26 protein-coding genes are annotated in these 26,226 nt (G+C 73.5%); 10 read left to right on the plus strand and 16 right to left on the minus strand.

Translation table 11 applies throughout. The features are described from left to right. Window positions 1–56 precede the first annotated feature (56 nt). The 3 genes from ABD973_RS09835 to ABD973_RS09845 form a co-directional block, all read right to left on the minus strand. Window positions 57–3,350, minus strand: coding sequence for an SAV_2336 N-terminal domain-related protein (locus ABD973_RS09835; RefSeq protein ID WP_345499854.1), 3,294 nt, complete (start codon window positions 3,348–3,350; stop codon window positions 57–59). A gap of 6 nt (window positions 3,351–3,356) precedes the next feature. Continuing rightward, the gene (locus tag ABD973_RS09840; RefSeq protein WP_125602875.1) at window positions 3,357–4,367 is read right to left on the minus strand and encodes an AAA family ATPase; all 1,011 of its coding nucleotides are present in this window, start codon (window positions 4,365–4,367) and stop codon (window positions 3,357–3,359) included. Between the two features lie 100 nt (window positions 4,368–4,467). After that, window positions 4,468–6,573 (minus strand): VMAP-C domain-containing protein, encoded by a 2,106-nt coding sequence (locus tag ABD973_RS09845; protein ID WP_345499856.1) that lies wholly within the window; start codon window positions 6,571–6,573, stop codon window positions 4,468–4,470. 142 nt (window positions 6,574–6,715) lie between these two features. Between ABD973_RS09845 and ABD973_RS09850 the strand changes: the two genes are divergently transcribed. Further along, window positions 6,716–6,901, plus strand: coding sequence for a DUF6104 family protein (locus tag ABD973_RS09850; protein WP_007266501.1), 186 nt, complete (start codon window positions 6,716–6,718; stop codon window positions 6,899–6,901). A gap of 84 nt (window positions 6,902–6,985) precedes the next feature. On the opposite strand, the gene sodN is transcribed toward ABD973_RS09850, so the two are convergent. Continuing rightward, on the minus strand, window positions 6,986–7,381 hold the full coding sequence (gene sodN, locus ABD973_RS09855; protein ID WP_007266490.1) for a superoxide dismutase, Ni: 396 nt from the start codon (window positions 7,379–7,381) through the stop codon (window positions 6,986–6,988). A gap of 159 nt (window positions 7,382–7,540) precedes the next feature. On the opposite strand from sodN, the gene sodX reads away from it, so the two are divergent. Continuing rightward, window positions 7,541–7,975: a nickel-type superoxide dismutase maturation protease gene (gene sodX / locus ABD973_RS09860; RefSeq protein WP_125822478.1), complete on the plus strand. Its 435-nt coding sequence runs from the start codon at window positions 7,541–7,543 to the stop codon at window positions 7,973–7,975. On the opposite strand, the gene ABD973_RS09865 is transcribed toward sodX, so the two are convergent. Further along, window positions 7,879–8,508: a CGNR zinc finger domain-containing protein gene (locus ABD973_RS09865; RefSeq protein ID WP_125602872.1), complete on the minus strand. Its 630-nt coding sequence runs from the start codon at window positions 8,506–8,508 to the stop codon at window positions 7,879–7,881. The genes sodX and ABD973_RS09865 overlap by 97 nt on opposite strands. A 90-nt stretch (window positions 8,509–8,598) precedes the next feature. Between ABD973_RS09865 and ABD973_RS09870 the strand changes: the two genes are divergently transcribed. Next, on the plus strand, window positions 8,599–9,369 hold the full coding sequence (locus ABD973_RS09870) for a class I SAM-dependent methyltransferase (RefSeq protein ID WP_125822477.1): 771 nt from the start codon (window positions 8,599–8,601) through the stop codon (window positions 9,367–9,369). 101 nt (window positions 9,370–9,470) lie between these two features. Here ABD973_RS09870 and ABD973_RS09875 read toward each other — a convergent pair whose 3' ends face one another. Genes ABD973_RS09875 through ABD973_RS09885 form a run of 3 tightly spaced genes read right to left on the minus strand, consistent with a single transcriptional unit; the run spans window position 9,471 to window position 12,162 of the window. Continuing rightward, window positions 9,471–10,223 carry an amino acid ABC transporter ATP-binding protein gene (locus ABD973_RS09875; RefSeq protein WP_185899622.1) on the minus strand — a complete coding sequence of 251 codons (753 nt, stop codon included), beginning with the start codon at window positions 10,221–10,223 and terminating at the stop codon, window positions 9,471–9,473. Window positions 10,224–10,234: 11 nt separating this feature from the next. Then, entirely contained in the window at window positions 10,235–11,182 is a 948-nt protein-coding gene (locus tag ABD973_RS09880) for an amino acid ABC transporter permease (RefSeq protein WP_007266485.1), read from the minus strand. A gap of 29 nt (window positions 11,183–11,211) precedes the next feature. Next, window positions 11,212–12,162: an ABC transporter substrate-binding protein gene (locus ABD973_RS09885; protein WP_125822476.1), complete on the minus strand. Its 951-nt coding sequence runs from the start codon at window positions 12,160–12,162 to the stop codon at window positions 11,212–11,214. A gap of 525 nt (window positions 12,163–12,687) precedes the next feature. On the opposite strand from ABD973_RS09885, the gene ABD973_RS09890 reads away from it, so the two are divergent. The 4 genes from ABD973_RS09890 (at window position 12,688) to ABD973_RS09905 (ending at window position 16,076) form a co-directional block, all read left to right on the plus strand. After that, entirely contained in the window at window positions 12,688–13,890 is a 1,203-nt protein-coding gene (locus ABD973_RS09890; RefSeq protein ID WP_125822475.1) for an NAD(P)-dependent malic enzyme, read from the plus strand. Between the two features lie 391 nt (window positions 13,891–14,281). After that, window positions 14,282–15,244 (plus strand): zinc-binding dehydrogenase, encoded by a 963-nt coding sequence (locus ABD973_RS09895; RefSeq protein ID WP_125822474.1) that lies wholly within the window; start codon window positions 14,282–14,284, stop codon window positions 15,242–15,244. A gap of 62 nt (window positions 15,245–15,306) precedes the next feature. Next, window positions 15,307–15,516: an RNA polymerase sigma factor sigma-70 region 4 domain-containing protein gene (locus ABD973_RS09900; RefSeq protein WP_125822473.1), complete on the plus strand. Its 210-nt coding sequence runs from the start codon at window positions 15,307–15,309 to the stop codon at window positions 15,514–15,516. Beyond that, window positions 15,516–16,076, plus strand: a complete 561-nt coding sequence (locus tag ABD973_RS09905; protein WP_125822472.1) for a Clp protease N-terminal domain-containing protein — start codon at window positions 15,516–15,518, stop codon at window positions 16,074–16,076. The genes ABD973_RS09900 and ABD973_RS09905 overlap by 1 nt, the downstream gene beginning before the upstream one ends. 199 nt (window positions 16,077–16,275) lie before the next feature. On the opposite strand, the gene ABD973_RS09910 is transcribed toward ABD973_RS09905, so the two are convergent. The 3 genes from ABD973_RS09910 to ABD973_RS09920 form a co-directional block, all read right to left on the minus strand. Beyond that, window positions 16,276–17,160: a PadR family transcriptional regulator gene (locus ABD973_RS09910; RefSeq protein WP_125822471.1), complete on the minus strand. Its 885-nt coding sequence runs from the start codon at window positions 17,158–17,160 to the stop codon at window positions 16,276–16,278. A 1-nt stretch (window position 17,161) separates the two neighbouring features. Further along, the gene (locus ABD973_RS09915; RefSeq protein ID WP_125602916.1) at window positions 17,162–18,079 is read right to left on the minus strand and encodes a DUF4097 family beta strand repeat-containing protein; all 918 of its coding nucleotides are present in this window, start codon (window positions 18,077–18,079) and stop codon (window positions 17,162–17,164) included. 173 nt (window positions 18,080–18,252) lie between these two features. Next, window positions 18,253–19,185, minus strand: a complete 933-nt coding sequence (locus ABD973_RS09920) for a LysR family transcriptional regulator (protein WP_125602915.1) — start codon at window positions 19,183–19,185, stop codon at window positions 18,253–18,255. 224 nt (window positions 19,186–19,409) lie between these two features. Here ABD973_RS09920 and snpA point away from each other — a divergent pair, with 224 nt between their 5' ends. Then, window positions 19,410–20,075 carry a snapalysin gene (gene snpA, locus ABD973_RS09925; protein ID WP_206436561.1) on the plus strand — a complete coding sequence of 222 codons (666 nt, stop codon included), beginning with the start codon at window positions 19,410–19,412 and terminating at the stop codon, window positions 20,073–20,075. Here snpA and ABD973_RS09930 read toward each other — a convergent pair. The 5 genes from ABD973_RS09930 to ABD973_RS09950 form a co-directional block, all read right to left on the minus strand. Then, entirely contained in the window at window positions 20,072–20,278 is a 207-nt protein-coding gene (locus tag ABD973_RS09930) for a hypothetical protein (RefSeq protein ID WP_125822469.1), read from the minus strand. The two genes, snpA and ABD973_RS09930, sit on opposite strands and share 4 nt — an antisense overlap. A gap of 45 nt (window positions 20,279–20,323) precedes the next feature. Beyond that, on the minus strand, window positions 20,324–20,908 hold the full coding sequence (locus ABD973_RS09935; RefSeq protein WP_345499870.1) for a dihydrofolate reductase family protein: 585 nt from the start codon (window positions 20,906–20,908) through the stop codon (window positions 20,324–20,326). A 110-nt stretch (window positions 20,909–21,018) separates the two neighbouring features. Further along, a complete protein-coding gene (locus tag ABD973_RS09940; protein ID WP_125822467.1) occupies window positions 21,019–21,612 on the minus strand; it encodes a GNAT family N-acetyltransferase in 594 nt (197 codons plus the stop codon). Between the two features lie 152 nt (window positions 21,613–21,764). Beyond that, window positions 21,765–22,829, minus strand: coding sequence for a family 2 encapsulin nanocompartment cargo protein polyprenyl transferase (locus ABD973_RS09945; RefSeq protein ID WP_345504540.1), 1,065 nt, complete (start codon window positions 22,827–22,829; stop codon window positions 21,765–21,767). Continuing rightward, entirely contained in the window at window positions 22,817–24,226 is a 1,410-nt protein-coding gene (locus ABD973_RS09950) for a family 2B encapsulin nanocompartment shell protein (RefSeq protein ID WP_125822465.1), read from the minus strand. The genes ABD973_RS09945 and ABD973_RS09950 overlap by 13 nt, the downstream gene beginning before the upstream one ends. Before the next feature lie 246 nt (window positions 24,227–24,472). On the opposite strand from ABD973_RS09950, the gene ABD973_RS09955 reads away from it, so the two are divergent. Together ABD973_RS09955 and ABD973_RS09960 are read left to right on the plus strand one after the other, a co-directional pair. Next, a complete protein-coding gene (locus ABD973_RS09955; protein WP_125602910.1) occupies window positions 24,473–24,922 on the plus strand; it encodes an RrF2 family transcriptional regulator in 450 nt (149 codons plus the stop codon). Between the two features lie 101 nt (window positions 24,923–25,023). Continuing rightward, a complete protein-coding gene (locus ABD973_RS09960) occupies window positions 25,024–26,223 on the plus strand; it encodes a globin domain-containing protein (protein WP_345499874.1) in 1,200 nt (399 codons plus the stop codon). The last annotated feature ends 3 nt before the right edge of the window (window positions 26,224–26,226 follow it).

Raw genomic sequence — 26,226 nt, forward strand, 5'->3', positions numbered from 1 at the left:
CCCCTTGTCGTGTGTGGTCCACTGCCCTTTCCCTGCGCCCGGCGCGGGGAAACGGTTCAGGGGCCCGCCTCCAGGGCCCGTACGCGGGCCCGGACGGCCCGGGCCGGGACGCCGTCTCCCTCGCCCAGGCGCTGTAGGAGGTCCAGGGCGGCCCGGTAGGCGTCCAGGGCGGCGCGGGGGCGGGCGAGGCGTTCCAGGACCTCGCCGCGCAGTTCCTGGACCCGGGCGGCGAGCGGCAGTGCCGCTGCGGCGTCGCCGTCGCGGTCGGCTTCCAGCGCGGCGCGCCAGGCCCGCCGGTAGGAGTCGGCCGCGCGGTCGAGGCGGTCGGCGGTGCGGGTGTGGGCGTGGATCTCCTGCTGGACGTCGCCGTGTTCCCGCCAGGCGCGGGCCCGGTCCAGGGGGCCTTGGCCCTGCCGGACGGCCAGCTCCAGCAGGTACTCGGCCTCCCGCAGGTCGACCAGGTCCCCTTCGTAGGCGTGCCTCAGCCGCAGCCCGGCGGCCAGCCGCCGCAGCCGGTACGCCGCCCCGGGGTCGGACTGGGGCACGGCGGCGCGGCTCTCGCGCAGCACGCGGACGGCGGTGGAGGCGAAGCGCCGTCCGTCGGCGGCGCGGGCCCGGTCCAGGAGTGCGTCGCCCCACTCGGGCAGCAGCTCCCCGAAGGCCTCGCCGTCCCGGGGGATCAGCCGCCGGGCCCGGCCGTACGCCTCGGCGGCGTCCTCCAGCGCCGTCGGGTCGGCGTCGCGCCGGTACCGGGCCCGGTGCACGCGGGCCAGGCCCAGCAGGGCGGCGAGCCGCAGCGCGGAGTCCGCGGCCGGGTCCTCCAGGGCGGGTGCCAGCCGGGCGGCGGCCTCCTCCAGCCGGGCGGGCAGGTACCGCAGGGCCGCGCCCAGCTCGACGCGCACCCGCGCGGCGAGCCCGGGGGCGTCGGCGGGGGCCGGAGCGGGGCCCGGGCCGGGGGCCGGGGCGGGGGCGGGGGTGAGGAGGGTCGTCAGGGCGGTGGTCAGGGTGTCGGCGGCCCGCTCGGCCAGGGCGGTGCGCTGCGCCGGGTCCGGGGTGCGCGGGAGGAGGGCGACCAGGACGCGGCCCAGGGTCAGGAGGAGTTCGGGGTCCGGGGGCCCCTCCGCGGCGGCGACCGGCTCCAGGGTGGCCCGTGCCTCGTGCAGCGGCCCGGCGTCGTCGCGCAGCGCGGCCAGCCGGAGCAGGGTGCGGGCCCGCAGGACGGCGCAGTCCCGGTGCAGGGCGGGGTCGGCGGCGGCGGCGGCGAACTCCCGGTCGGCGGCGGTCAGCAGGTCGGGGGCCGCGCCCGCCGCGACGGCCCGCTCGTACAGCACCCGGCCCAGCGCCGCCCGGCCGGCGGGGGTGCGCAGGCCCGTGGCGGCCCGTTCGGCCTCGTCGAGGTGCTCGGGGTCGTGCTGGACGGCCCACAGGCGCAGCAGTACCCCGGCGAGTTCGGTCTCGGCCTCCTCCGGGGGGTCGTCCGGGCCGGGCGGGACGGCCACGGCCCGGCGCAGCAGGGCGGCGGACTCGTACAGGGGCCGCGCGTCGGCGTCGGGCGGGCCCGCCGCGAGGCGGTCGCGGGCGGCGCGGACGGCCCGGGCGCGGCCGGGCGTCGGCGGGTCGGCGACGGGGGGCGGGGCGGGCGGTGCGGGGGATTCCGGGGCCTCTTCGGGCGGGCCCGGCAGGTAGCGGCGTACGACCTTGGCGGAGACCTGCGCGAAGGCCTGCGGGAGCTGCCCGGGCGGCACCCGGCCGCCGTCCCACCCGGCGTCCGGTCCGGGGGCGGGCGTGGTGTCCGGTTCGGCCGCGGGCTCTCCGGTGAGCTGGGCGACGGCCAGCGCGGGGAAGTTGCGCACGCCGCGCCCGAAGTGGGCGAGGACGTACTCGGAGCAGTGCTTGAGCACCAGTGCGGCCTCGTCCCGGCCCAGCGGCCCGAGCAGCACCTCCTGGACGCCGGGTACGAACTCGTACCACTGCCCGGCCGGTTCGCCGCTGCGCCGCAGCAGGCCGCCGAGCAGGACCTCCGCCAGGTCGGAGGGCTCCGAGTCGGGCAGCATGGTGCGCTGGACGAGCCGCATGACGGGCAGGGTCAGCGGCGCCGCCGCGAGGTACACGGCGAGCTGGACGGCGCCGGGCGCGGCGGAGGAACGGAACCGGCGGACGAGTTCGCGGGGCGGCCGGGCGGTGGGGGGCGGCGGCACGGGGGCGGCGGGGTGGTGGGCGAGGACGCGGCCGACCTCGGCGGGGACGGGGCCGGTGCCGAGTCCGGCGACGAGCCGGGCCCACGCGCCGAGGGCGCCGGCGTTGGGCGGCAGCACGGGCACGGTGAGGCCGCCGGTGGGGCGGCCGGGCCGGGGCGGCCGGTCGGGCCGGAACCGCAGCGCGGGTCCGCCGCCCGCGCCCCCGCTCCCGCCGGCCCGTTCCAGCAGTCCGCGCTCGGTGGGCAGCCAGCTGCGGGCCCACAGCCGTTGCGGGAGGGGCTGCACGACGGCGCAGGGCGCGCATTCGGCCCAGCGGTGCAGCAGCCGCTGCGCCCGGCCCTCGCGCCACAGCGGGCCGGCGCAGTCGGAGACGACGATGGTCAGGGCCCGGCCGGTGGGGTCGCGGAGCTGGTCGCCGGAGCGGAGGCCGGGGCCGGGTGCGGGGCCGCGGCCGACGGCGGCGGTTCCGTCAGGGAGCCGGTGGAGGTGGTGGGCCTGGACGTCGCGGAAGGCGCCGAGGCGCTCGCACACGGAGCGGAGTTCCTCGAACATCTCCCGCCAGACGGCCATGGAGGGCGAGGCGTCCATGACGAGCCGTACGGTCGCCTCGCGGCGGGTCTCCGGCCGGAAGACGGGGATGACCAGGCCGAGGGCGCGGGCGCTGGCCTCGGCGGTGCCGGCTTCGTCGAGGACGGTGCGGGTGGGGCGGCCGGGGGGCCGGTGCCGCTGGAGGGCGCGCAGGGCCCGCTGGATCTCCAGGATCCGGGGCAGTGCGGCCGCCCCGGGCACGCGTACGGGGACCCCTGCGGCGACGGGGATCTCGGCGGCGGCGCCGGTGTCGGGGGCGGGGGGGTTCCCGGCGGGGTAGAGGCTGACCGGGTCCTCGGGCTCCGGTTCCTCCGGTGCCGGCTCGGGGGGTCCGGCGGTGTCGGCGGGTCCGGGCGGGCGGGCCGGTTCCCCGGGGTGGGCGGAGCCGGGTTCGGGGGCGGTGCCGGCGGGCCGGGCGGCACCGCTGCCGGCCCGGGCGGCGAGCCAGAGCGCGTCGGCGAGTTCCTCGGCGGACGGGTCGAGGCCGGCGGCGCGCAGCAGGGCGGCGAGGGTGCGGATGTCCGCGGCCGCGGCCCCGTCGGGGCGGGCGGGTTCCTGGGGCACCGCGGCTCACCTCGGGCGGTCGAGGCGCTGGATGAGCAGGTCGGCGAGGTCGTCCCGGCTGGGCGGGGCGGCGTAGTGGGTGAGGTAGATGGCGTTGAGCAGCTGGTCGGCGGCGACGAGTTCGGTGCGGGAGCGGGTGAGGAACTCCCGGATCAGGTCGGCGCCGAGCTGGGCGGCCTCCTCGCCGAGGTGGGCGCGGACCATGGTGGCGAGGCGTTTCTCGCCGGGCTGGCCGAGCTTGAGCTGGATGCAGCGGCGCAGCAGGGCGGCGGGGAAGTCCCGTTCGCCGTTGCTGGTGAGGATGATGAAGGGGAAGGCGCGGCAGCGGACGCGGCCGTCGCGGACGGTGACCTTGGCGCCGTCGTCGGTGAGGACCTGCACCTCGGGTTCGGAGTCGGCGACGCGTTCGAGTTCGGGGAGGGTGAACTCGCCTTCCTCCAGGACGTTCAGCAGGTCGTTGGGCAGGTCGATGTCGCTCTTGTCGAGTTCGTCGACGAGCAGGACGCGGGGGCGGTCGGTGGGCAGCAGGGCGGTGCCGAGGGGGCCGAGCCGGATGTACCTGCCGATGCCGGGCGGGGTGCCGGGGGAACGGGTTCCGGCGGCGATCTGGACGTCCTGGAGGCGGGCGAGGGCGTCGTAGCGGTAGAGGCCCTCCTGGAGGACGGTGCGGGACACGACGGGCCAGCGCAGCACGCGGCCGAGTTTCAGCTCGTGGGCGACGGCGTGGGCGAGGGTGGACTTGCCGGTGCCGGGGTGGCCGGTGACGAGGAGGGGCCGGCGCAGGTAGAGGGCGGCGTTGACGGCCTCCAGTTCCTCCGGTTCGGGCCGGTGCAGTTCGGCGGCCTGCCGGTGGGCGCCGAGGCGGCGGGCGACGTTCCCGTCGGGGGCGGCGGCGGGGCCGCCCGGTTCGACGGCGGGTCCGCCGTCGAAGTCCCGCCAGGGCGGCGGTTCGGGCAGGGCCTCGATCCCGTCGTGGGGTTCGCCCACGCCCCGGTAGATGAGCCATTCCTCGTTCACGCCCGCTCCCTCCCACACGTCCCGCACCACCCGTACGCCGCTCCGTCCCCCGGGCCGGCTCTGCCTCCCCGTGCCGCTCCGCCGGCCCGCGCGGGGGCCGTCACAGGTCGCCCCGCAGCGGCTCTTCCTCGGGCAGCGCGCGGGCCGGGTCGTCCCAGACGAGGGCCAGCCCGGCCGCCCAGTAGGCGTCGGGGTCCGCCCCGTACGCCCGTTGCCGCAGGGCCTGGAGGCGCTGCGGCAGTACCGCGCCCCGGCCCGCCTCGGCCAGTTCCTCCCGCAGCCCCCGGTGGAAGGGGGCGCAGGAGGCCCCCGGGTCGGCGGGGGGCCTGCGGCAGACCACCACCCCGTAGCCGGCCTCGCGTACGGAGTGCAGCGCGCCCAGGGTCGGTTCGGTGTCCGGCGCCCGGCAGAGCACCGGGACGGTGTTGTCGAGCAGCCCGGCGAGCCAGCCCGGGGAGGGGCTGCGGGGCCGCCCGCGCAGGCAGTCGGCCCGCTGGCCCAGGAGCGGGCCGGCCTGTACCCGTGCCCACCGGCCGGAGGGGACGGCCCCGCCGCCGGAGCGGAACACCACCGGCCGCTGCACGCCGACCGGCGTCCCGCCCGAGACGGTCCACTCGTCGACGCGGAGGCCGAACAGTTCGGGGGCGACGGCGACTTCGAGGAGCGCGGCCGCCTCGTGGGTGTCGCACCGGCGGAACCCCTCGGCGAGCGGGGCGCGCAGTGCGTCGGGCAGGGCGGCCAGGGTGGCGCGTACGCCGGCGGCGACGGGGGTGACCCGGTCGGGGCGGGCCGGGCCGGCCAGGACGGACACCCGCCAGTCGTAGACGTCCTCCCAGCCGTGCGCCCAGGCCTCCAGCAGCACGGAGGGGCCCGGCGGCAGCCCGGCGCGGTGCCGGGCGGGGCCGTACGCCTCCCGGCCGGCGGCGGCGCGGCGGCGGCGTTCCCGCTCGGCGAGGCCGCGTTCGTGCCGTTCGCCCAGTTCCCGGCGCAGGGGGCGCCACAGCCGCTCGGCGGTGGCGCGTACCCAGTCCCACAGTTCCTCGTCGGCGCCGGGGGAGGGCGGCTCGCGGTGGTCGGCGACGCTCACGGCGGTGGCGTAGCGGAGCATGGCGGCGGCCTCGCCGCCGGCGCCGGGCGGGTCGTGGAGCAGGCCGAGGCCGTCGCGCCAGCTGAGCGGGGCGGGCAGGGTGGTGTCGGGCTCCTCGCCGCGGGCCTGCTCGGCGAGCTCCCGTACGGCCTCGGACGAGCCGGGTGGCGGCAGTTCCGCGAGGAGTCCGCACAGGGTGGTGCGCTCGCCGGGGGTGAGGCGGCCGCGGCCGCCGTAGGGGCCGCCGTCGCCGTCGGGGAGTTCGTCGTGGACGTCGGTCCAGGTCCTGCGGCTGTCGAGGTCGCTCAGGTGCCGGTCGTAGTGGTACAGGTCGTGGGCCTGCATGACCCTGCGGTAGAGGCCGGTCTGGCCGGTGGGGGCCATGGGCAGGGTGCGCAGCTGGGCGACGGACACGGCGAGGCCGCCGCCGGCGCCGCTGCGGCGGGCCTTGACGACGCCGACGACCTCTCCGCGTGCGAGGTCGACGACGGGTCCGCCGGACATGCCGGCTTCGATCTCGTCGTCGTCGCCCAGGCGGATCGCGGCGCCGCCGGCGGCGATGCCGCGCAGCCGGGTGGTGCGGCCGGTGATCTCGCGGAAGCCGAGTTCCTCGGTGCAGCCGAAGTAGGCGGCGTCGTCGAGGCGGGGTCTGGCCCTGTCGGTGAGCCAGACGCAGGCGTGGGTGACGGGGGCGAGGACGCGGACGAGTGCCAGGTCGGGCAGGTCCCACAGGGCGCGGCGGCCGGGCCGCCGCTCGTCGAGCCGTTCGGGCAGGACGCATTCCACCCGGCCCGTGACCGTGCCGGTGGCGCCGTCGCCGCCGAAGCCGGCGAAGCCCGCGGAACCTCCGGTGCCGCCGGTGCCGCCGGTGCCGCCGGAGAAGAAGGTGATGCCGACCTCACGCCCGGCCAGCCGCACGGCAGCACCCCCTTCGCCGACCACGTGCGCGCACGTCAGGACCCAGCCCGGGGCGATGAAGAACCCGCTCCCCCACGTCGGCCCGGTCCCGGGGGTCTCATACCCGTCCGGGGGCGCGTGGACGCGTACGGTGGCGGCCCGGACGAGGGGTTCGAGGAGCTCGAAGGCGCGCGCGGATCCTGCCGTGCGCCCGTCCGGCATCTCCGGTCCCCCGTTCCCCGCTCGCCCCGTGAAGGGCGTCCAAGGTAGCGCCGGGTGACGGACGGGCGGGAGGGTCTCGGGGGTAAGCGGATTATCCTGGCGGGAAACGCCCCCATCACCACCACACGGCACGGAGCCCGACTTGTACTTCACCGATCGCGGCATCGAGGAGCTGGAGAAGCGGCGCGGCGAGGAGGAGGTCACCTTCGAGTGGCTCGCCGAGCAGCTCCGCACGTTCGTCGACCTCAACCCGGACTTCGAGGTCCCGGTGGAACGCCTGGCGACCTGGCTGGCCCGGCTGGACGACGAGGACGAGGACGACGAGTAGTCCGAGCAGCCCGTACGCACGACTGAGGGGCCCGACCGCGTGCGGTCGGGCCCCTCAGTCGTGTGCCGCGGGGGCGGGGCCGGATCAGGCGGCCTTCGTCTCCCAGAAGATGCGGTCGATTTCGGCGATGAGCTCCAGGGCCTTGGCACCGGTCGCCGGGTCGTTCGACGCCTTGGCGGCCGAGAGGGCCTTCAGGGTGTCGTTGACCAGGGTGTGGAGCTGGGGGTACTTCTCGAAGTGCGGGGGCTTGAAGTAGTCGCTCCACAGCACCGAGACGTGGTGCTTCGCGAGCTCGGCGCGCTGCTCCTTGATGGTGATGGCGCGCGCGCGGAAGTCCGCGTCCTCGTTGGCCTGGTACTTCTCCTGGACGGCCTTGACGGACTCGGCCTCGATGCGGGCCTGGGCCGGGTCGTACACGCCGCAGGGCAGGTCGCAGTGGGCGGAGACCTTCACCTTGGGGGCGAAGAAGCGGGAAAGCATTGGAGTGGGTCCTCCTCGTGATCGTCTTCTCAAGGGTGGAGATTACTCGCTGAGAATCCGGAAATCGCGGGCGCCCCCATGGGCTTAGGACAAAAGTCCAGCCCCGGCCGAGCGGGGGTGAGCGAACGTACGGGGCCGTGCGGCAGCATGCGGGGAGCGATGAGGAGGCCGGAGATGGTGCGGAGCGGGCAGGCGCGGACGCGCGTGGGGATCACGGAGGTGACGGGGCCGTCGATGGTGCCGACGCTGGTGCACGGGGACCGGCTGGCGGTCCGGTACGGGGCGTTGGTCCGGCCGGGTGACGTGGTGGTGTTCCGGCACCCGCTGCAGCAGGACCTGCTGGTGGTGAAGCGGGCGGCGGAGCGCCGGCCGGGCGGCTGGTGGATGCTCGGGGACAACCCGTTCAACGAGACCGGGGACAGCACCGACTACGGCGCGGTCCCCGAGGAACTGGTGCTGGCGGTGGCGTTCCTGCGGCTGCGGCCGCGTCCGGCGGGTCAGCGTTCGCTGAGGGCGCGGCTGTCCTGGGCGTGGTCGGCGGTACGGCCGCTGCGGGCGGACGCCTCGGCCTCCAGCCGCTTGCGGGCGCGGTAGGCCGCGACGTTGGCGCGGGTGGCGCAGCGGTCGGAGCAGTAGCGGCGGGAGCGGTTGGTGGAGGTGTCGAGGTAGGCGTTGCGGCAGGGCGGCGCCTGGCAGAGGCCGAGCCGGTCGGGGCCGTGTTCGGTGACGGCGAAGGCGAGTCCCATGGCGGCCATGGCGGCGTAGCCGGCGGAGGCGTTGGAGGGGTGTTCGGCGAGGTGGAGGTGCCAGTCGGGGCTGCCGTCGTCGCGGGGGGTGTCGTGGCCGGTGACCTGGGGGCTGACGGGGAACTCCATGAGGAGGGAGTTGAGGAGGTCGACGGCGAGGGCGTGGTCGCCGCCGTCGGCGGCCTCGAAGACGGCGCGGAGCCGGCCGCGGACGTTGCGGAAGCGGGTGACGTCGGTGTCGGTGACCCGGCGGGCCATCTGGACGCTGGCGCCGAAGAGGGCGCGGACGTCGTCGACGGAGGTGAGGGCGTCCTTGCCGCGGGCCGGCTCCTCGGTGTTGACCAGGCGCACGGCGAAGTCCGAGTAATGGGCCAGTTCCACTTGTAGTCCTTACGGCTGCGGGTTAGTGTCGGCATCAGCCGAGTAACGGCTGCTTAGGCTTCGAGGGTATTACGTGTGGAGGGGTTCGGGATGGCGGACGCTGTGACTGGCTCGTTCGGTACGGACTGGCGGGCCTGGCAGGAGAGCTGGGACCGCCAGCAGGAGTGGTACATGCCCGACCGCGAGGAACGGTTCCGGGTGATGCTCGACATGGTCGAGGCCTTCGTCGGCCCCTCCCCCCGGGTGCTGGACCTCGCGTGCGGTACGGGAAGTATCACGGACCGGCTGCTGCGGCGGTTCCCGGGGGCGACGAGCACCGGGCTGGATCTCGACCCCGCGCTGCTGACGATCGCCCGGGGCCACTTCGCCGGCGACGACCGAGTCACCTTCGTGACCGCCGACCTCAAGGACCCCGACTGGCGCGCGGCCCTCCCGTACGAGTCGTACGACGCCGTGCTGACGGCGACCGCCCTGCACTGGCTGCCCAGCGCGGAGCTGGCGGTCCTGTACGGGCGGATCGCGCCACTGGTGCGCCCCGGCGGGGTCTTCATGAACGCCGACCACATGCCCGACCCCGCCACCCCGCGGATCGGCGCCGCCGAGCACGCCCACCGGCACGCCGGGATGGACCGGGCCCGGGCGGCGGGGGTCCTGGACTGGCGGGAGTGGTGGGCCCTGGCCGGCTCCGACCCGGTGCTGGCCGAGGCGGTGAAGGCCAGGTTCGAGATCTACGGGGAGCACGCCGACGGCGACACCCCCGACGAGGCCTGGCACGCCCGCACCCTGCGGGAGGCGGGCTTCGCCGAGGCCCGCTCGGTCTGGCGCTCCCCCTCGGACGCGCTGGTCCTAGGTCTCAAGTAGGAATTCCGGGCGGCAGCCCGAAGGGGCGGTACGGATGTCCGTACCGCCCCTTCCGCACCCCGCCGGGGGGCGGGGAACCGCGCACGCGTTCCCGCGGAGCGCTACAGCACCTTGGAGAGGAACGCCTTCGTCCGCTCGTGCTGCGGGTTGCCCAGCACGTCGCGCGGGTTGCCGGACTCGACCACGACGCCGCCGTCCATGAAGACGAGGTTGTCGCCGACCTCGCGGGCGAAGCCCATCTCGTGGGTCACCACGATCATGGTCATGCCCGACTCGGCCAGGTCCCGCATGACGTCGAGGACGTCGCCGACGAGCTCCGGGTCCAGGGCCGAGGTGGGCTCGTCGAAGAGCATCAGCTTCGGCTCCATGGCCAGCGCCCGGGCGATCGCCACGCGCTGCTGCTGGCCGCCGGAGAGCTGGGACGGGTAGTTCCCGCCCTTGGTGCCGAGGCCGACGCGGTCCAGGAGCTTGGCGGCGCGCTCGCGCGCCACGGCCCTGCTCTCGCCCTTGACCATGACCGGGGCTTCCATGACGTTCTCCATGGCCGTCATGTGCGGGAAGAGGTTGAAGCGCTGGAAGACCATGCCGATGTCCCGGCGCTGGGCCGCGACCTCGCTGTCCTTCAGCTCGTAGAGCTTGTCGCCCTTCTGCTTGTAGCCCACCAGCTGGCCGTCGACCGAGAGCCGGCCGGCGTTGATGCGCTCCAGGTGGTTGATGCAGCGCAGGAAGGTGGACTTGCCGGAGCCGGACGGGCCGACCAGGCAGAAGACCTCGCGGGGGGCGACCTCGAGGTCGATGCCGCGCAGGATGTGGGCGGCGCCGTAGGACTTGTGAACCCCTTCGGCCTTGACCATCGGCTGGGCGGTCACTTCGCCACCTCCGTACGGCGGAACATGTTCAGGTTGGCCTTGAGCCGCTCGAACGGGGTGGGCGGGAGGCTGCGCAGCGAGCCGCGGGCGTAGCGGCGCTCCAGGTAGTACTGGCCGACGCTGAAGACGCTGGTCAGCGCGAGGTACCAGATGGAGGCCACGAAGTACATCTCGATGACGGCGCCGGCGGTGCTGCCGATGTTGGAGCTGGCGCGCAGGAGTTCGGTGTACTGCACCGCCGAGACCAGGGAGGAGGTCTTCAGCATGTTGATGAACTCGTTGCCGGTCGGCGGGATGATCACGCGCATCGCCTGCGGCAGCACGACGCGGCGCATGGTCTGCGTCTGGGTCATGCCGAGCGCGTGCGAGGCCTCGGTCTGGCCCTCGTCGACGGACTGGATGCCCGCACGGACGATCTCCGCCATGTAGGCGCCCTCGTTCAGGCCGAGGCCCAGGAGGGCGACCATGAACGGCGTCATGACGTCGACGGTCTCGTTCTTGTAGATCGGGCCCAGGTTGATGTACTGGAAGATCAGCGGGAGGCTGAACCAGACCAGCAGCTGCACGTAGACCGGGGTGCCGCGGAAGAACCAGATGTAGAGCCAGGAGACGAAGCTCGTGACCGGGTTCTTCGACAGCCGCATCACGGCGAAGAGGATGCCGAGCGCCAGGCCGAGCGCCATGGCCGAGATGCTGATGATGATGGTGTTGCCGAGGCCGCTGAGGACCGCGGGGTCGAACAGCTTGTCGCCGACCGTGCCCCAGATGATCTTGCCCTGGGAGAAGGCGTAGACGAGCCACGCCAGGATGACGGCGACCACGACGGCGCTGATCCAGCGACCGTAGTGCCGTACGGGGATGGCCTTGATCGCCTCGTAGGGGTTGCCCGAGGCGCCGGGTCCGGCCGGAGTGGCGGCCGGACCCTTGTCGATCTTGTCAGTCACAATGACTGCCCTTCAGTGGAGCTCTCGGATCACTTGCCGGCGTTGATCGTGGCGGACTGCACGGCGCTGTCCTTCACGTTCCACTTCTCCAGGACCTTGGCGTAGGAGCCGTCCTTGATGATGGCGTCGAGGGCTTCCTTGAGCGCGTCGCGCAGCTGGGTGTTCTCCTTGGAGACCGCGATGCCGAAGAGGCCGACGTCGGCCTGCGCGCCGCCGACCTCGAAGTCGTTGCCGCCGCCGGAGGTCTTCGCCGTGTAGGCGGTGACCGGGAAGTCGTTGAGGTCGGCGACGGCGCCGCCGGCCTTGACGCGGGTCTGGGCCTCGGCGTCGGTGTCGAACGCCTCGATGGTGAGCTTCTTGTCGCCGCACTTCTCGGCCTGGGCCTTGAAGGTGTCCTCGTACGTGGTGCCGCGCTGGACGGCGACGGTCTTGCCGCAGAGGTCGTCGAGGGACTTGATGCCCTGCGGGTTGCCCTTCTTGACCAGGAGCGAGACGCCGGAGGAGAAGTAGTCGACGAAGTCGACGCCCTTGCCGATCTTCTGGCCCTTGTCGTCGAGGCCTTCCTGGCGCTTCTTGTTGTCCGTGATGGAGGACATCGCGATGTCCTGGCGCCCGGTCTCCAGGGAGGTGATCAGGCCGTCGAAGGTGCCGGAGGTGAACTGGAACTTCACGCCGAGCTGCTTGCCGAGGGCCTCGGCGATGTCGGGGTCCACACCGACGATCTTGCCGCCGTCGACGAACTCCATCGGCGCGTAGGCCGTGTCGGAGCCGACCTTGACGACACCCGCGTCCTGGATCTTCTTCGGGAGCTTCGAGAACAGCGGGGCGCTGTTGTCGGTCTTGCCCGAGTCCGAGGAGCCGTTGCCCTCGGTCTGGTCGCCACATCCCGTGAGGATCAGGGCGCCGGCGACCGCGATCGCGCCGACCGCGGCGATCCGGGACCGGGCGGCGGTCGTACGACGGGTGGTGCTTGCGGTCATGAGCGGTTCCTCCGACAGGGGTGGAAAAGCATCCGAGAGAGGGCGGGCACGCACCATCGAGTGCCGCGACCTTGTGTGATTACGGCATCTTGCCATTCGGACTGACGCATTCAGGGTGCCCGTGAGGTCAAAATCAGATAACGGGCGCCCCCGACTACCCAACAGGACTGCGGGCAAGGCCCATCGGAGCCGCACAAACCCCCGTGACCTGGCGTTTTCACCTCACTATTTACGGTGCGTCTCGCCTGCTGGACAGAGAGATTTGGACTTTTAGCCAAAACCGGGGCAAGGACCCTACGATCAGTCCGGAATCGACTCGTCTGGGCGAGTGTTCTTCGGGTAGAACAGATCCTTACACCCCTCATCCGGGGCTCAGGGCGCGCGTGCGGCGCGCCCGCGCGTACGAACCTCCCCTCCGCGGAGGCGGTCCAACCGTCGATGCGGAGTACGAACGCGGTGCCCGCCCACCCCTTAACCAGGAGTGGCCACCCTCAACGATTCAAAGGACTTAAGGGGTCACACGAAGTGGCAGCGGAGATCGTCAACCCTCGCAGCGACAGTGCGACGGACAACAACCCCGATGCGGTGTTCGCGCTGCACCGGGGCGGCAAGATGGCCATCCAGGCCACGGTGCCGGTGAACGACAAGGACGACCTGTCCCTGGCGTACACCCCCGGCGTGGCGAAAGTGTGCACCGCCATCGCCGAGCAGCCGGAGCTGGTGAACGAGTACACCTGGAAGTCGAACGTGGTCGCCGTCGTCACCGACGGTACGGCCGTGCTCGGACTCGGTGACATCGGCCCCGAGGCCTCCCTCCCCGTGATGGAGGGCAAGGCCATTCTCTTCAAGCAGTTCGGCGGCGTGGACGCGGTTCCGATCGCGCTCGCGACCAAGGACACGGACGAGATCGTCGAGACGGTCATCCGTCTGGCGCCGTCCTTCGGCGGGGTCAACCTGGAGGACATCTCCGCCCCCCGCTGCTTCGAGATCGAGCGCCGCCTCCAGGAGGCGCTGGACATCCCGATCTTCCACGACGACCAGCACGGCACGGCCATCGTGACGCTGGCCGCCCTGCGCAACGCGGCCAAGCTCACCGGCCGCACCCTCGGCGACCTGCGCGCCGTGATCGCGGGCGCCGGCGCGGCGGGCATCGCCATCGCCAAGATCCTGGTCGACGCGGGCATCGGCGACGTCTGCGTCACCGACCGCAAGGGCGTGGTCTCCTCGGAGCGCTCCGACCTGACGGACGTCAAGGCGGAGATCGCGGGCCTGACCAACAAGACCGGTCTGAACGGCACGCTGGAGGAGGCCCTCGCGGGCGCGGACGTCTTCATCGGCGTCTCCGGCGGCACGGTCGGCGAGGAGGCCGTGGCCACGATGGCGCGGAACTCCTTCGTCTTCGCCATGGCCAACCCGAACCCGGAGGTCCACCCCGACGTCGCGCACAAGTACGCGGCCGTCGTGGCGACCGGCCGTTCGGACTTCCCGAACCAGATCAACAACGTGCTGGCGTTCCCGGGCATCTTCGCGGGTGCCCTGAAGGTCCGCGCGACCCGGATCACCGAGGGCATGAAGATCGCCGCCGCCGACGCCATCGCCGGCGTCGTGGGTGACGAGCTCGCCGCCGACTACGTGATCCCCTCGCCGTTCGACGAGCGCGTCGCCGAGGCCGTCACGGCCGCGGTCGCCGCCGCGGCGAAGGCCGACGGGGTGGCCCGCCTGGCCTGAGCGCCACGCCGAGTCACAGTGCGACGGGTGGGGCCCGGCCGGATCGATCCGGCCGGGCCCCTTCGCGTGCGCGTCGTTCCCCCGCAGGAACGCACCCTCCCCGCCCCCGAACCGGGAGGGGTCGTTCCGCCCTCCTTGCCGGGCGCGCGGAAGAACGCGGGAACGCAAAGCGAGAACGCGACGGGAATGACAGGCTCATGTCGAGCGCGCCGCATGGCTTGAATCCTACCCCTCTCCAGGCGCCTTCTTGACGTTCCGGTTAGTCCTATGCACGGCACAAACCGCCTGGTACGCCTGGTAGTTGAGCGCCGAACCAGTACTTCCACTCCAGCCGGCCCACACCCACCCGCCCCTGGTCAGAACGGCCTACCGACCGGTAGCGTCTGGCGCCATGTTCGCTGCCTACGCCGCCCGAATCGACCGAGACCAGCCGCTGAACGGCCTTGAGCTGGGCGAGCGCCCGGCTCCGGGGGCCCGCCCCGGCTGGGTGACCGTCAACGTCAAGGCCGCCTCCCTCAACCACCACGACCTGTGGTCGCTGCGCGGGGTCGGCCTCGGCGAGGACAAACTGCCCATGATCCTCGGCTGTGACGCCGCCGGGACCGACCAGGACGGCAACGAGGTCGTCCTGCACTCCGTGATCGGCCAGAGCGGCCACGGGGTCGGCCCCGACGAGCCCCGCTCGATCCTCACCGAGCGCTACCAGGGCACCTTCGCCGAGCAGGTGACCGTCCCCGCCTGGAACGTGCTGCGCAAGCCCGCCGAGCTGTCCTTCGAGGAGGCCGCCTGCCTCCCGACGGCCTGGCTGACGGCGTACCGGATGCTCTTCACCAACGCCGGGGTCCGCCCCGGGGACTCCGTGCTCGTCCAGGGCGCGGGCGGCGGCGTCGCGACCGCCGCGATCGTCCTGGGCAAGGCCGCCGGCCTGCGCGTCTTCGCCACCAGCCGTGACGGGGCCAAGCGCAAGCGGGCCGTGGAGCTGGGCGCGGTGGAGGCGTACGAGCCGGGCGCGCGGCTCCCGCACCGGGTGGACGCGGTCATCGAGACGGTGGGCGCCGCCACCTGGTCGCACTCGGTCAAGAGCCTGCGCCCCGGCGGCACCCTGGTGATCTCGGGCGCGACCAGCGGCGGCACCCCGCCGGCGGGCGAGCTGCACCGGATCTTCTTCCTGGAGCTGAAGGTGGTCGGCTCGACCATGGGGACCAAGGACGAGCTGGAGGACCTGCTGTCCTTCTGCGCGGCCACCGGCATCCGGCCCGTCATCGACCAGGTCCTCCCACTGGACCGGGCTCGCGAGGGCTTCGAGAAGCTCGAAGCGGGAGACCTCTTCGGAAAGATCGTCCTCACCGTCTGATCCCCCCTTCCCCTCCGTCAACCGGGGTTGACACCCCTCCCGCGTCAACCTACCTTGACGGCATGAGCGAAGCGACCGACCTCGCCGCACGCGCCGGCGACCAGGATCCGCGCGTGGGCCTGCGCGCCGTGGCCGCCCTCCGCAGGCTGCTGGAGCAGCTGGAGGCCGTACAGGTGCGCAGCGCCCGCGCGCAGGGCTGGTCCTGGCAGGAGATCGCGTCCGAACTGGGCGTCAGCCGGCAGGCCGTCCACAAGAAGCACGGGAGGCTGTGATGTTCGAACGCTTCACCCGGGAGGCGCGGGACGCGGTGACGGGCGCGGTGGCCCAGGCCCGCGCGGCGGGAGCCGGGGCGGTCACTGAGGAGCACCTGCTCCTCTCCCTGCTGGAGGGCGGGGCGATGGCCCCGCTGGGCCTGGACCGCACGGCCGTGGCCGCCGGCCTGGAAGCGGCCCGCCGCCGGGGCGGGATGTCCAAGGCGGACGAGGAGGCCCTCGCGGGCCTCGGCATCGACCTCTCGGAGATCGTCTCCCGGATCGAGGAGACCCACGGCGAGGGCGCCCTCGCGGCCCCGGCCCCCCGCAGGCGGGGCGTGGCGGCCTCACTCCGGGAGGCCCTGGGCCGCCCCGAACCCGAGAACCGGCACATCCGCTTCACCCAGGGCGCGAAGAAGGCCCTCGAGCAGTCCCTGCGCGTCGCCCTGGGCCGCAAGGACCGCCACATCGGCACCCTCCACCTGCTCCTGGCCCTGATCTCCCGCCCCGGCCCGGTCTCCGAGGTCCTCGCGGACCACGGGGTCACCTACACCACGGCGGAGACGGGTCTCGCGGCCTAGGCCGTGCCTTTCGGATCTTGCCGGTTCCGCCCGCGTTGTCCGGTGCCGTGCATCGGCGCGTTGGCGGGGCGCCCTTGTACTGGACGTACTCGGGTGCTCCGCCAACGCGGCGAGGTGCGGTGCCGGGCGGCGCGGGTCTGGGGGTACCTCCCAGCGGTAGCTGGGGGAGCCAGATCCGGAAGACACGGCCTGGGCCCGGTCAGCTCTTGAGGCCCGTTGCGATGCGGGCGGCGGCGGCCGCCAGGTGGGCGCGGGCCTCGGCGAGCTGGGCCGGGGTCACGCCGTGGTCGCGGGCCGCGTCGCGGACGTCGTCGCGGAAGCGGTCCAGCAGCCGGTCCAGGTCCCGGGCCGGTTCCGCGGTGGGCGTCAGGTCCTCGGCCCAGCCCGAGCCCGCGGGCCCGGGGGCGGCCGCCCACTCGGGGGCGGGGGCGGGGTGGCCGTTCCCCAGCCAGGCGCCGGCCAGGCTGCCCAGGACGCCGCCGGACTTGGCGAACTGCTCCTGGAGCTGCGCGGCGATCCGCTGTACCTCCTCGCGGGCCCGCTCCTGGGCCTCCTTGGCCTGGCGGCGGGCCTGCTGGGCCTCCTCGCGGGCCCGGCGGCTCTCGTCCTTGGCCCGGCGGGCCTGCTCCTTCCACTCCTGCTTCGCCTTGCGGAACTCCTCCTTGGCCGCCTTCCAGGACTCGTCCTCGAAGTGCGTCGCCGTCGCGGAGGCCGCGGCCCGCATCTCGCGGCGCAGGTCGCCGGCGGCGCCGCGCACGTCGTCCCGGATCTCCGCGGCCAGTTCGGAGACGGAGTCCCGGATCTCCACCTCCAGGTCCGCCAGCTCCCCGACCCGGTCCGCCAGCTCGGCGCGGCCCGCTTCGGTGATGGAGTACACCTTGCGCCCGCCCTCGGTGGCGTGCGTGACCAGCCCCTCGGCCTCCAGCTTGGCCAGCCGCGGGTACACGGTGCCCGCGGAGGGCGCGTACAGCCCCTGGAAGCGCTCCTCCAGCAGCCGGATCACCTCGTACCCGTGGCGGGGCGCCTCGTCCAGCAGTTTGAGGAGGTAGAGGCGGAGACGGCCGTGGGCGAAGACGGGCGGCATGTCAGAGCACCTTCTTGTCGAGCTGGAGGGGAGCGGCGGGGGCCTCCTGCGGGCGGCTCAGCAGGGCGATCGCCCCGGAGACGGTGGTGGCGCGCAGGGTGCCGCTGCCGGCGCCGAGGGTGCCGGTGATCCGCTTGGCGCCGAACTGGCCGGTGACGCGGAGGTCCGCGAAGCCGTTGGAGACGCTGCCGGTGGCGGTGTTGGCCTCGACCTTGGCGTCGGCGGGGTGCGGGAGGCGGATGGCCACCTGGCCGGACACGGAGTTCAGGAAGACGTCCACCGGCTCGGCGGCGTCCGGGTCGGGGACGAGGTCGATGAGCATGTCGCCGCTGACCGAGTCGGCCCGTACGCTGCCGGCCGCGCCGTCGACCACCGTCAGGCCGCCGGAGACGGAGTGGAAGGCGAACTCACCGGCGACGGACTGCGCCTCGACACCGCCGGACACCGTCCGCGCCTCCACCCTCCCGGAGAGCCCGACCAGTGTCGCGTCGCCCGAGACCCCGTTGACCTCGGTGCCGCCGGAGATGCCGGACACGAAGGCGGCGGCGCTGACGGTGGCCAGCTGGACGCGGGTGCCGGCGGGGACGGTCAGCGTCACGGTGACGCTGCGCTCCCAGGCCTTGCGGCCGTCCGGGGAGGAGCCGGTCCAGGCCTTCCAGGGCTTGCCCTCGATCCACTTCCGGAATCCCTGGGTGCCGTTCCAGGGGAGGTCCTCGTAGGACAGCGTGAGGGTGCCGCCGTCCTGGACGACGTGCAGCGGCGGCCCGTCGACGGCGGCGACCTCCAGCCGGGCCGGTCCCTCCTCGGCGGCGACCACGTTGACGGTGCCGCCGACGACGCGTACGCGGAGGTCGTGGACCGGCTGCTCGAAGGTGAGCTTCTGCGGTGCGGCGACGGACCACGTCATCTGCTCTGTCATGTGCTGCTCCTCCTCAGGCTGACGCACGCAACATATCGCGTCTTCTGTAGACACGATATATCGCGGCATCCCGAAGTCAAGCACCCCCTTCCTGACGCGCCGGAGGGGCCGAGAACGCCGAACGCCGGCGGGGCTGGATCTCTCCAGCCCCGCCGGCGTTCGGGGTACAGACCCTAGGCCGCCAGCAGCGGGCTTCCGCTGCGGCGGAGCCAGGCCCGGTACGGCGGGGTGCGGAGGGCGGCTTCGCGGTAGGCGGCGCGGAGGTCCTCGAAGACCTCCGCGTGCTCCCCCGGCCGCGTCGCGAGGAGCAGCCGCACCGCCAGCGGGTCCCCCGACAGCGGCCGGATGGCCATGTCGTCCCGCGGTCCGGACGTCGGCTGGCACGGCGCCACCGCCTCGCCGGAGACGATCAGGGAGGTCGCCGTGTGGTAGTCGGCGTGCAGCACGGGCGGGTCGACCCCGGCCCCCGCGAACACCCGCCGCAGGCCGTCCCACTCGCCGTCGACCGAGGGGTCCACCGTCCAGCGGTCCCCGGCCAGGTCCTCTAACGCCACCACCGGCGACCGCGCGGCGGGATGGTCCCGGCTCATGGACACGAACTGCGGCTCCCGTTCCATCAGCACCCGCAGTTCCAGCCCGTCCGGCACCCGCAGCGGGCTGCCCTCGACCTCGTGCACGAAGGCCACGTCCAGCTGGCCGCCCGCCGTCATCCGCAGCAGCGCGTTCGCCGAGACGTCCACCACCAGCGACGTCTCCGTCTCCGGTGCGCGCCGGTGCAGCCGCCGCAGCCAGCCCGGCAGGGCCCGGCTCGCGGTCGAACCGATGCGCAGCCGGGGTCCGCTCGCCGCCGCCCGGGCCTCGGCGACCAGGGCGGCCATGTCCGCGAGCAGCGGGCGCGCCCGCCCCAGGACGGTGCGTCCGAAGGGCGTGGGCCGGCAGCCGGTCCGCTCGCGCAGGAACAGCTCGCCGTCCAGGGCGCGTTCGATCCGGCGCAATTGCGTCGTCAGGGAGGGCTGGCTCACGCCGAGTTGCCGGGCGGCCTTGTGCAGACTGCCGGCGTCCTCGATGGCGCACAGTGCGCGCAGGTGCCTCACCTCGAGCTCCATGACCCGAGGGTAGGCGGGCCCCGCGTGCCGCACCAGCCGCCGATAGCCCCCCGAATCCCGCCATTCTCACGCCAGTTGACCACGGTGCATCTTGCCGAAACCCGGCCGATAGTTCCGCGCTATCGGGCTCTGACATCATCCCCAGGCCCCATCGGCTCCCGCAGACTCCGGTACCGGATGACCCATCCACCCCCCACCGCACCGGCTGAGTAGGAGCCCCCCACATGCGCCACTCCCGCAGGAACATGCTGTCCGCCGCCGCCGTCGGCCTCGGTGTCGCCGCCGCCATCGGCGGTGTCGTCCCCACGGCCGGGGCCGCGACCGCCGCCCCCGCCGGCAGCCCGGCGAGCTACGCCGCGTACGAGCGTTCGGCGGAGAACGAGGCCGCCAACCGGGCCTTCTTCGAGGCCGTGAAGCGTTCGGTCGCCGAGCAGCGGGCCGCGAACCCGGGCGCGCTGGCCGTCACCGTCACCTACAACACCCGCAACGCACCGAGCTTCCGAACCCAGATAGCCAACTCCACCCGCATCTGGAACGGCTCGGTCGCCAACGTGAAGCTCCAGGAGGTGTCCTCGGGCGGGAACTTCTCCTACTACGAGGGCAACGACTCCCGCGGCTCGTACGCGAGCACGGACGGTCACGGCCGGGGCTACATCTTCCTGGACTACCGGCAGAACCAGCAGTACAACTCGACCCGCGTGACGGCGCACGAGACCGGTCACGTGCTGGGCCTGCCGGACCACTACTCGGGTCCGTGCAGCGAGCTGATGTCGGGTGGCGGCCCGGGCACCTCGTGCACGAACGCCACCCCGAACAGCGCGGAGCGCTCGCGCGTCAACCAGCTGTGGGCCAACGGCCTGGTCGCCTCGGGCCTGGACGCCAAGGGCTAGGGGACCGCCCCCACGGGGACGTAGAGGGCGCAGTCCGGGTTCCGGCAGGGACCCGGACTCCACTCGGGAACGAAGATCCCCAGGGACTTGCGCCGTCGGAGCACCGTCTCCACGGCACGCCCGCAGGCCGGACACGACCGCTGCTCGTGTCCGGCCCGCGGGGCGACCGTCCCGCGCTCGTGCTGCTGCTGTTCACCGGCCATACCTCCACGGTAGGCCGGTTTCGCGCTTCGTGGCGTGCGCGGCCGTCAGCGCTTGACGTCGTACGAGGTGACGACCTGGCCGCCGCCGAGGGCGGTGCACCCGGTGAGCTCCAGGGGGCGCACGCCGAACCCGGCACGGGACATCGGCATGCCGGTCCCGACGACGACGGGGTAGGTCTTGACGATGTACTCGTCGATCTCGTCCATCAGCTGGGCCGCGAGGTCGGCTCCGCCGCACAGCCAGATGCCGAGCCCGTCCCGCGCCTTCATCTCCCGCACCCGGGCGACGAGGTCGCCGCTGATGAGCCGGACGGCGGGGTCCGGCGGGGTGGTGAGGCCGCGGGAGACGACGTACTGCTCGCGCATGTGGTCGTAGGGGCTGGAGACGCCCGCCTTGAGGCCGGTCTCGTAGGTGTTGCGGCCCATGACCACCGTGTCGAAGCGCTTGGGCGCGGCGTCCTTGATGCCGAGCTGCTCGCGTCCGGCGCTGGAGATCGTCTCCGGGTACTCGGCCGTCAGGAGGCCGATGAACTCCGGGTCCACGTAGCGGTAGATGAAATCGGCATCGCCGTCCGGGGCTCCGATGAAGCCGTCGACGGTGGTGGCGATGAAGTACGTCAGCTTGCGCAAGCGATTCTCTTCCGTCAGGGGATGCCGCCGCTCCGGGGCACGTCAACGAAAGTACTTCACTTGAAGTACTTTGCCAAGACCTTTTCCGGGGACGCCCCGTCGCCCGCCCGCTATCCCCGCGGCTTGCGCCACATCGGCCACATCAGCGGCCCCTGGGGCAGCCGCACGGCCTGACCGGTGAACTCCCACCCGAGCCGCTCGTACAACCCCTTGCTGCGCTCGCTGCTCGCCTCCAGGTAGGCCGGTATCCCCTCCCGGTCGCAGCGCTCCAGTACCGGCCGCATCAGCTCGGTGCCCAGCCCCTCGCCCTGCCGGCCGGGCGCGACCGCGATCATCAGCAGGTACTCGTGCTCCTCGGAGGTGGGGTGCACCTCCCCCGTGAGCCGGCCGACCAGCTCGCACCGCTCGTTGTCCGGGTCGGCGACGGCCCGCATCTTCGCCGGCACCTCGTCCTCGCCCTCCGGCTCGCCCGCCGGGATCCGCAGCCACAGCGCCGCCGCCGAGCCGTCCGCCGCGTAGTCGACGCGGCCCTCGGCCAGCGCGACGTCCACGAAGACCCCGAGGAACCTGCCGTGCACGGCGGCCCGGTGCTCGGGGTCCGGGAAGACCCAGCTGCTCACCGGGTCGTCGCGGAAGGCCTCGTCCAGCAGGCGCGCGACCGCGTCCCGGTCCGACCGGTCCGCCTGACGTATCTCCAGCACCACGGGTGACACCCTTCACTCACAGGTCAACTGCCGCGAGTGATACTAGAGTTGCCGTGCCCGCCTGCCGCCTCCCACCCGGGAAAAGGCCTGTTCCGGCGCCCCGCAGCGCCGGAACAGACCGCTCCGCGGCACCGGACCGGGCCGGCGGGCCGCTACTTGGTGCGCCGCGTCACGAACTCCGCGAGCGCCAGCAGCCCGCCCGCCGCCGCGAGGTCGGGCACCGCCCGGGACAGCTCCCGCACCGCCCGGCCCATCCGGTCGGCGGCATGGGCCTGCGCCCAGTCGCGGCCGCCGGCCCGCTCCACCGCCCGGGCCGCGCGGGAGACGTCGTCCTCCTCCAGCGGGCCCGCGTACAGGAGCGCCAGCTCCTCCCCGGCCTCGGTGCCCGAGGTGAGGGCGGCCACGACCGGGAGGGACTTCTTGCGGGCGAGGAGATCGGCCCCGGCGGGCTTGCCGGTGTGCCCGGGGTCGCCCCAGATGCCGATCAGGTCGTCGATCAGCTGGAAGGCCAGCCCCGCCTCCCGCCCGAAGGCGTCCATGGCCTCGACCTCCTCCGGCCCGGCCCCCGCGTACAGGGCGCCCATCGCGCACGCGCAGCCCAGGAGGGCCCCGGTCTTGGCCGTCGCCATGGTCAGGCACTCGTCGAGCGAGACGTGCGCGCGCTCCTCGAAGGCGCAGTCCGCCTGCTGCCCCTCGCACAGCTCGACCACGCAGCCCGCGAGCCGGGCCGAGGCCCGCGCCGAGGCCGGGTGCGGGTCCTCGGCGAGCAGCCGCAGCGCGAGCGCCATCATGGCGTCGCCCGCGAGGATCGCGGGCGGGGTGCCGAAGACGGTCCAGGCGGTCGGCCGCCCGCGGCGGCGGAGGTCCCGGTCGATGATGTCGTCGTGCAGCAGCGTGAAGTTGTGCGCGAGTTCCACGGCCGCCGCGGCCCGTACGGCGCCCCGGACGGCCTGCGCGGGCGCGCCCAGGGCCTGTGCCGAGGCGAGCACGAGCGCGGGCCGGATGGCCTTGCCCGCGCCGCCGGCGCCGGGGCCGCCGTCCTCGCCTTCCCAGCCGAAGTGGTACATCGCCACCCGGCGCATGGCCGCGGGCAGGCCCTCGACGGCCCGCCGGAGTTCCGGGTCGACCGTCTCCCTCGCCGCTTCCAGCAGGGCCGCCGCTTCCTGCCCCTCGCCCGCGACGACGGTGCCGGCGGTGTCCGCGGTCACCGGTCCCAGCGGCCGATCTCGACGTTCTCCAGGACGCCGAGCGCGTCCGGCACCAGGACGGCGGCGGAGAAGTAGGCGGTGACCAGGTAGGAGATGATCGCCTGGTCGTTGATCCCCATGAAGCGCACGGACATGCTCGGCTCGATCTCGTCGGGCAGGCCCGGCTGGTGGAGGCCGATGACGCCCTGCTCCTCCTCGCCGGTGCGCATGCACAGGATGGAGGTCGTACGGGCCGCGGTGACCGGGATCTTGGTGGAGGGGAAGATCGGCACACCCCGCCAGGCCGTCACCCGGGTGCCGGCGACGTCGACCGTCTCGGGGTAGAGCCCGCGCTTGTTGCACTCGCGGCCGAAGGCGGCGATGGCCTCGGGGTGCGCGAGGAACAGCTTGGAGTCGCGCCGCATGCCGAGCAGGGCGTCGAAGTCGTCCGGAGTGGGCGCGCCGTCGTGAGGCTGGATGCGCTGGTCGTAGTCGGCGTTGTGGAGCAGGCCGAACTCCGGGTTGTTGAGCATCTCGTGCTCCTGGCGCTCGCGCAGCGCCTCGACCGTGAGCCGCAGCTGCTGCTCGGTCTGGTTCATCGGGTGGTTGTAGAGGTCGGCGACGCGGGTGTGGACGCGCAGGACCGTTTGTGCAATGGAGAGTTCGTACTCGCGCGGACGGGGTTCGTAGTCGGCGAAGGCGCGGGGGAGGACGGCCTCGCCGACGTGGCCGGCGGAGAGCTCGATCGCGGCCTCGCCGTACGGGTTGGTGGGCCGGGCCGGCCGGGTGCGTACGCGGTCCACGTGTGCCCGCAGCGAGTCGGCGCGGTCGGCGAGGAGCTGGAAGTCCTCGCGGGCCAGCACGAGGGCCGTACCGGGGGTGGCCGCGCGGGCGGTGTACTCCCAGATGGCCGCCCCGTCGGTGAGGGAGGCCTCGCCGAAGTAGGCGCCGTCGGCGACGGTCCGCAGGACGGCGTCCTCGCCGTAGGGGCCGGGGCCGATCTGTTCGACGCGGCCGTGGGCGAGCAGGAAGACCTGGTCGGAGGGGCTGCCGAAGGAGGTGAGCTCCTGTCCGGCCTCGAAGTCGACCTGCCGGCAGCGGGCTGCGAGTTCGGTGAGGACCTCCGCGTCGTCGTAGTCGCGCAGCAGCGGCAGCTCGCCGAGTTCGGCCGGGATGACCTGCACGCGGGAGCCGGTCTTGACGAACTCGACGACGCCGTTGCCGACGGTGTGGCTGAGGCGGCGGTTGACCCGGTAGGTGCCGCCCTGCACCGGGACCCACGGGAGGGTCTTCAGCAGCCAGCGGGAGGTGATCTCCTGCATCTGCGGCGCGGACTTGGTCGTGGTTGCCAAGTTCCGCGCGGCCGCGGTCCCCAGACTGCTCTGCGGCGTCCGGGATTCGGCTTCGGAACCTGCCTGGACCGACATGTATTTCCTTCCGATCACTCCATGATGTGCGGGACGGAAGCCTTCCAGTGCGCTGTGTGGCCGGGCCACTACACAAACGGGTGGGACTGGCGCCGGCGGACCGGGGCATGCTCAAAGGTTCAACTGCTTCACGTTTCCTCCTCGGGACCCGACCCCTTCCGGCCATCCCGCGCGCCCGGCCGCTCCGCGTCGCACGCCGCCCGTTCTTAATTTGTATCTGCGATGCCAGTTTTCTACGCTGGGCCCATGCGGCTGACGCGATTCACGGACCTGGCGCTGCGCGTGCTCATGCGCCTGGCCGTCGAGGACACGGACCTCCCCACCACCCGCGAGGTGGCGGCGACCATGGAGGTCCCGTACACCCACACCGCCAAGGTGGTCGCCAGGCTGCAGCATCTCGGACTGGTCGAGGCCCGGCGCGGCCGCGGCGGCGGGCTCGCGCTCACCGCCGCCGGGCGCACCGCGTCGGTGGGCGGGGTGGTGCGGGAGCTGGAGGGCGCCGGCGACGTCGTGGACTGCGACGGGGCCACCCCGTGCCCGCTGCGCGGGGCCTGCGTCCTGCGCGGGGCGCTGCGCCGGGCCCAGGAGGCGTTCTTCGCCGCGCTGGACCCGCTCACGGTGGACGAGCTGGTGGCGGCCCCCACGGGGCCCCTGCTGCTGGGCATTTCGAGCGGTGGCGGCCGAGTGGCCGATTGACCACGCCCGCCGGCCCGCCTTCGAACGGATCTCCGTATGGCGACGGGCCGCCCCGAGCCCTTTAATACGAATCTACGATACCAATTAAGCGAGGAGCCGCCATGCTGTCGGAGAAGTCGACCGCGACCGTACGCGCCACCCTGCCCGCCGTCGGGGCCGCCATCACGGACATCACGGAGCTGTTCTACGCGAAGCTCTTCGCGGCACACCCGGCCCTGCTCCGGGACCTGTTCAACCGGGGCAACCAGAACGCCGGGCTCCAGAAGCAGGCCCTCGCCGGCTCCATCGCCGCCTTCGCCACCCACCTCGTGGACCACCCGGACACCCGCCCCGACGTGATGCTGAACCGCATCGCCCACAAGCACGCCTCGCTCGGCGTCACCCGCGAGCAGTACCCGGTGGTCCACCGGCACCTGTTCGAGGCCATCACCGAGGTCCTCGGCGAGGCCCTCACCCCCGAGGTCGCCGAGGCCTGGGACGAGGTGTACTGGCTGATGGCGAACGCCCTGATCGCCGCCGAGGAGCGGCTCTACGCCGAACGGCAGGTGCTCGCCGGGGACGTCTGGCGGCAGTGGACGGTGGCCGCGCGGGTCGAGGAGACGGCGGACTGCACCACCTTCCACCTGGTCCCCGCCGACGGCGCCCCGGCCCCCGGCTTCAAGCCCGGACAGTACGTCTCCGTCCAGGTCGGCCTCCCCGACGGCGCCCGCCAGATACGCCAGTACAGCCTCTCCAGCTCCCCCGGCTCCCCGGTCCGCGCGATCACCGTCAAGCGGGTCCACGGCCCGGCCGCCGGCGGCGGCCCCGACGGCGAGGTCTCCCACCACCTCCACGCCCGGGTCCGCCCCGGCGACACCCTGCGCGTCTCCGCCCCGTACGGGGACCTGGTGCTCCAGGACACGGACGCGCCGGTCCTGCTCGCCTCGGCGGGCATCGGCTGCACGCCCATGCTGTCGATGCTGGAACACCTGGCCGAAACCGGGCACACCGGCCGGGTCACCGTGGTGCACGCCGACCGCAGCCCCGCCGACCACGCCCTGCGCTCGGACCACCGCGCCCTGACCCACAAGCTCACCGACGCCACGGCCCGCTTCTGGTACGAATCCGGCGCCGAGGCGGGCGACTCCACCGGCCTCGTCGACCTCGCCGCCGTCCCGGTCACCCCCGGCACCAGGGCGTATCTGTGCGGGCCGCTCCCCTTCATGCGGTCGGTGCGCGCCCAGCTGATCGCCAAGGGCGTCCGGGCCCGCGACGTCCACTACGAGGTGTTCGGACCGGACCTGTGGCTGGCCCAGGCCTGACGG

Source organism: Streptomyces racemochromogenes (assembly GCF_039535215.1).
Lineage (GTDB): Bacteria > Actinomycetota > Actinomycetes > Streptomycetales > Streptomycetaceae > Streptomyces > Streptomyces racemochromogenes.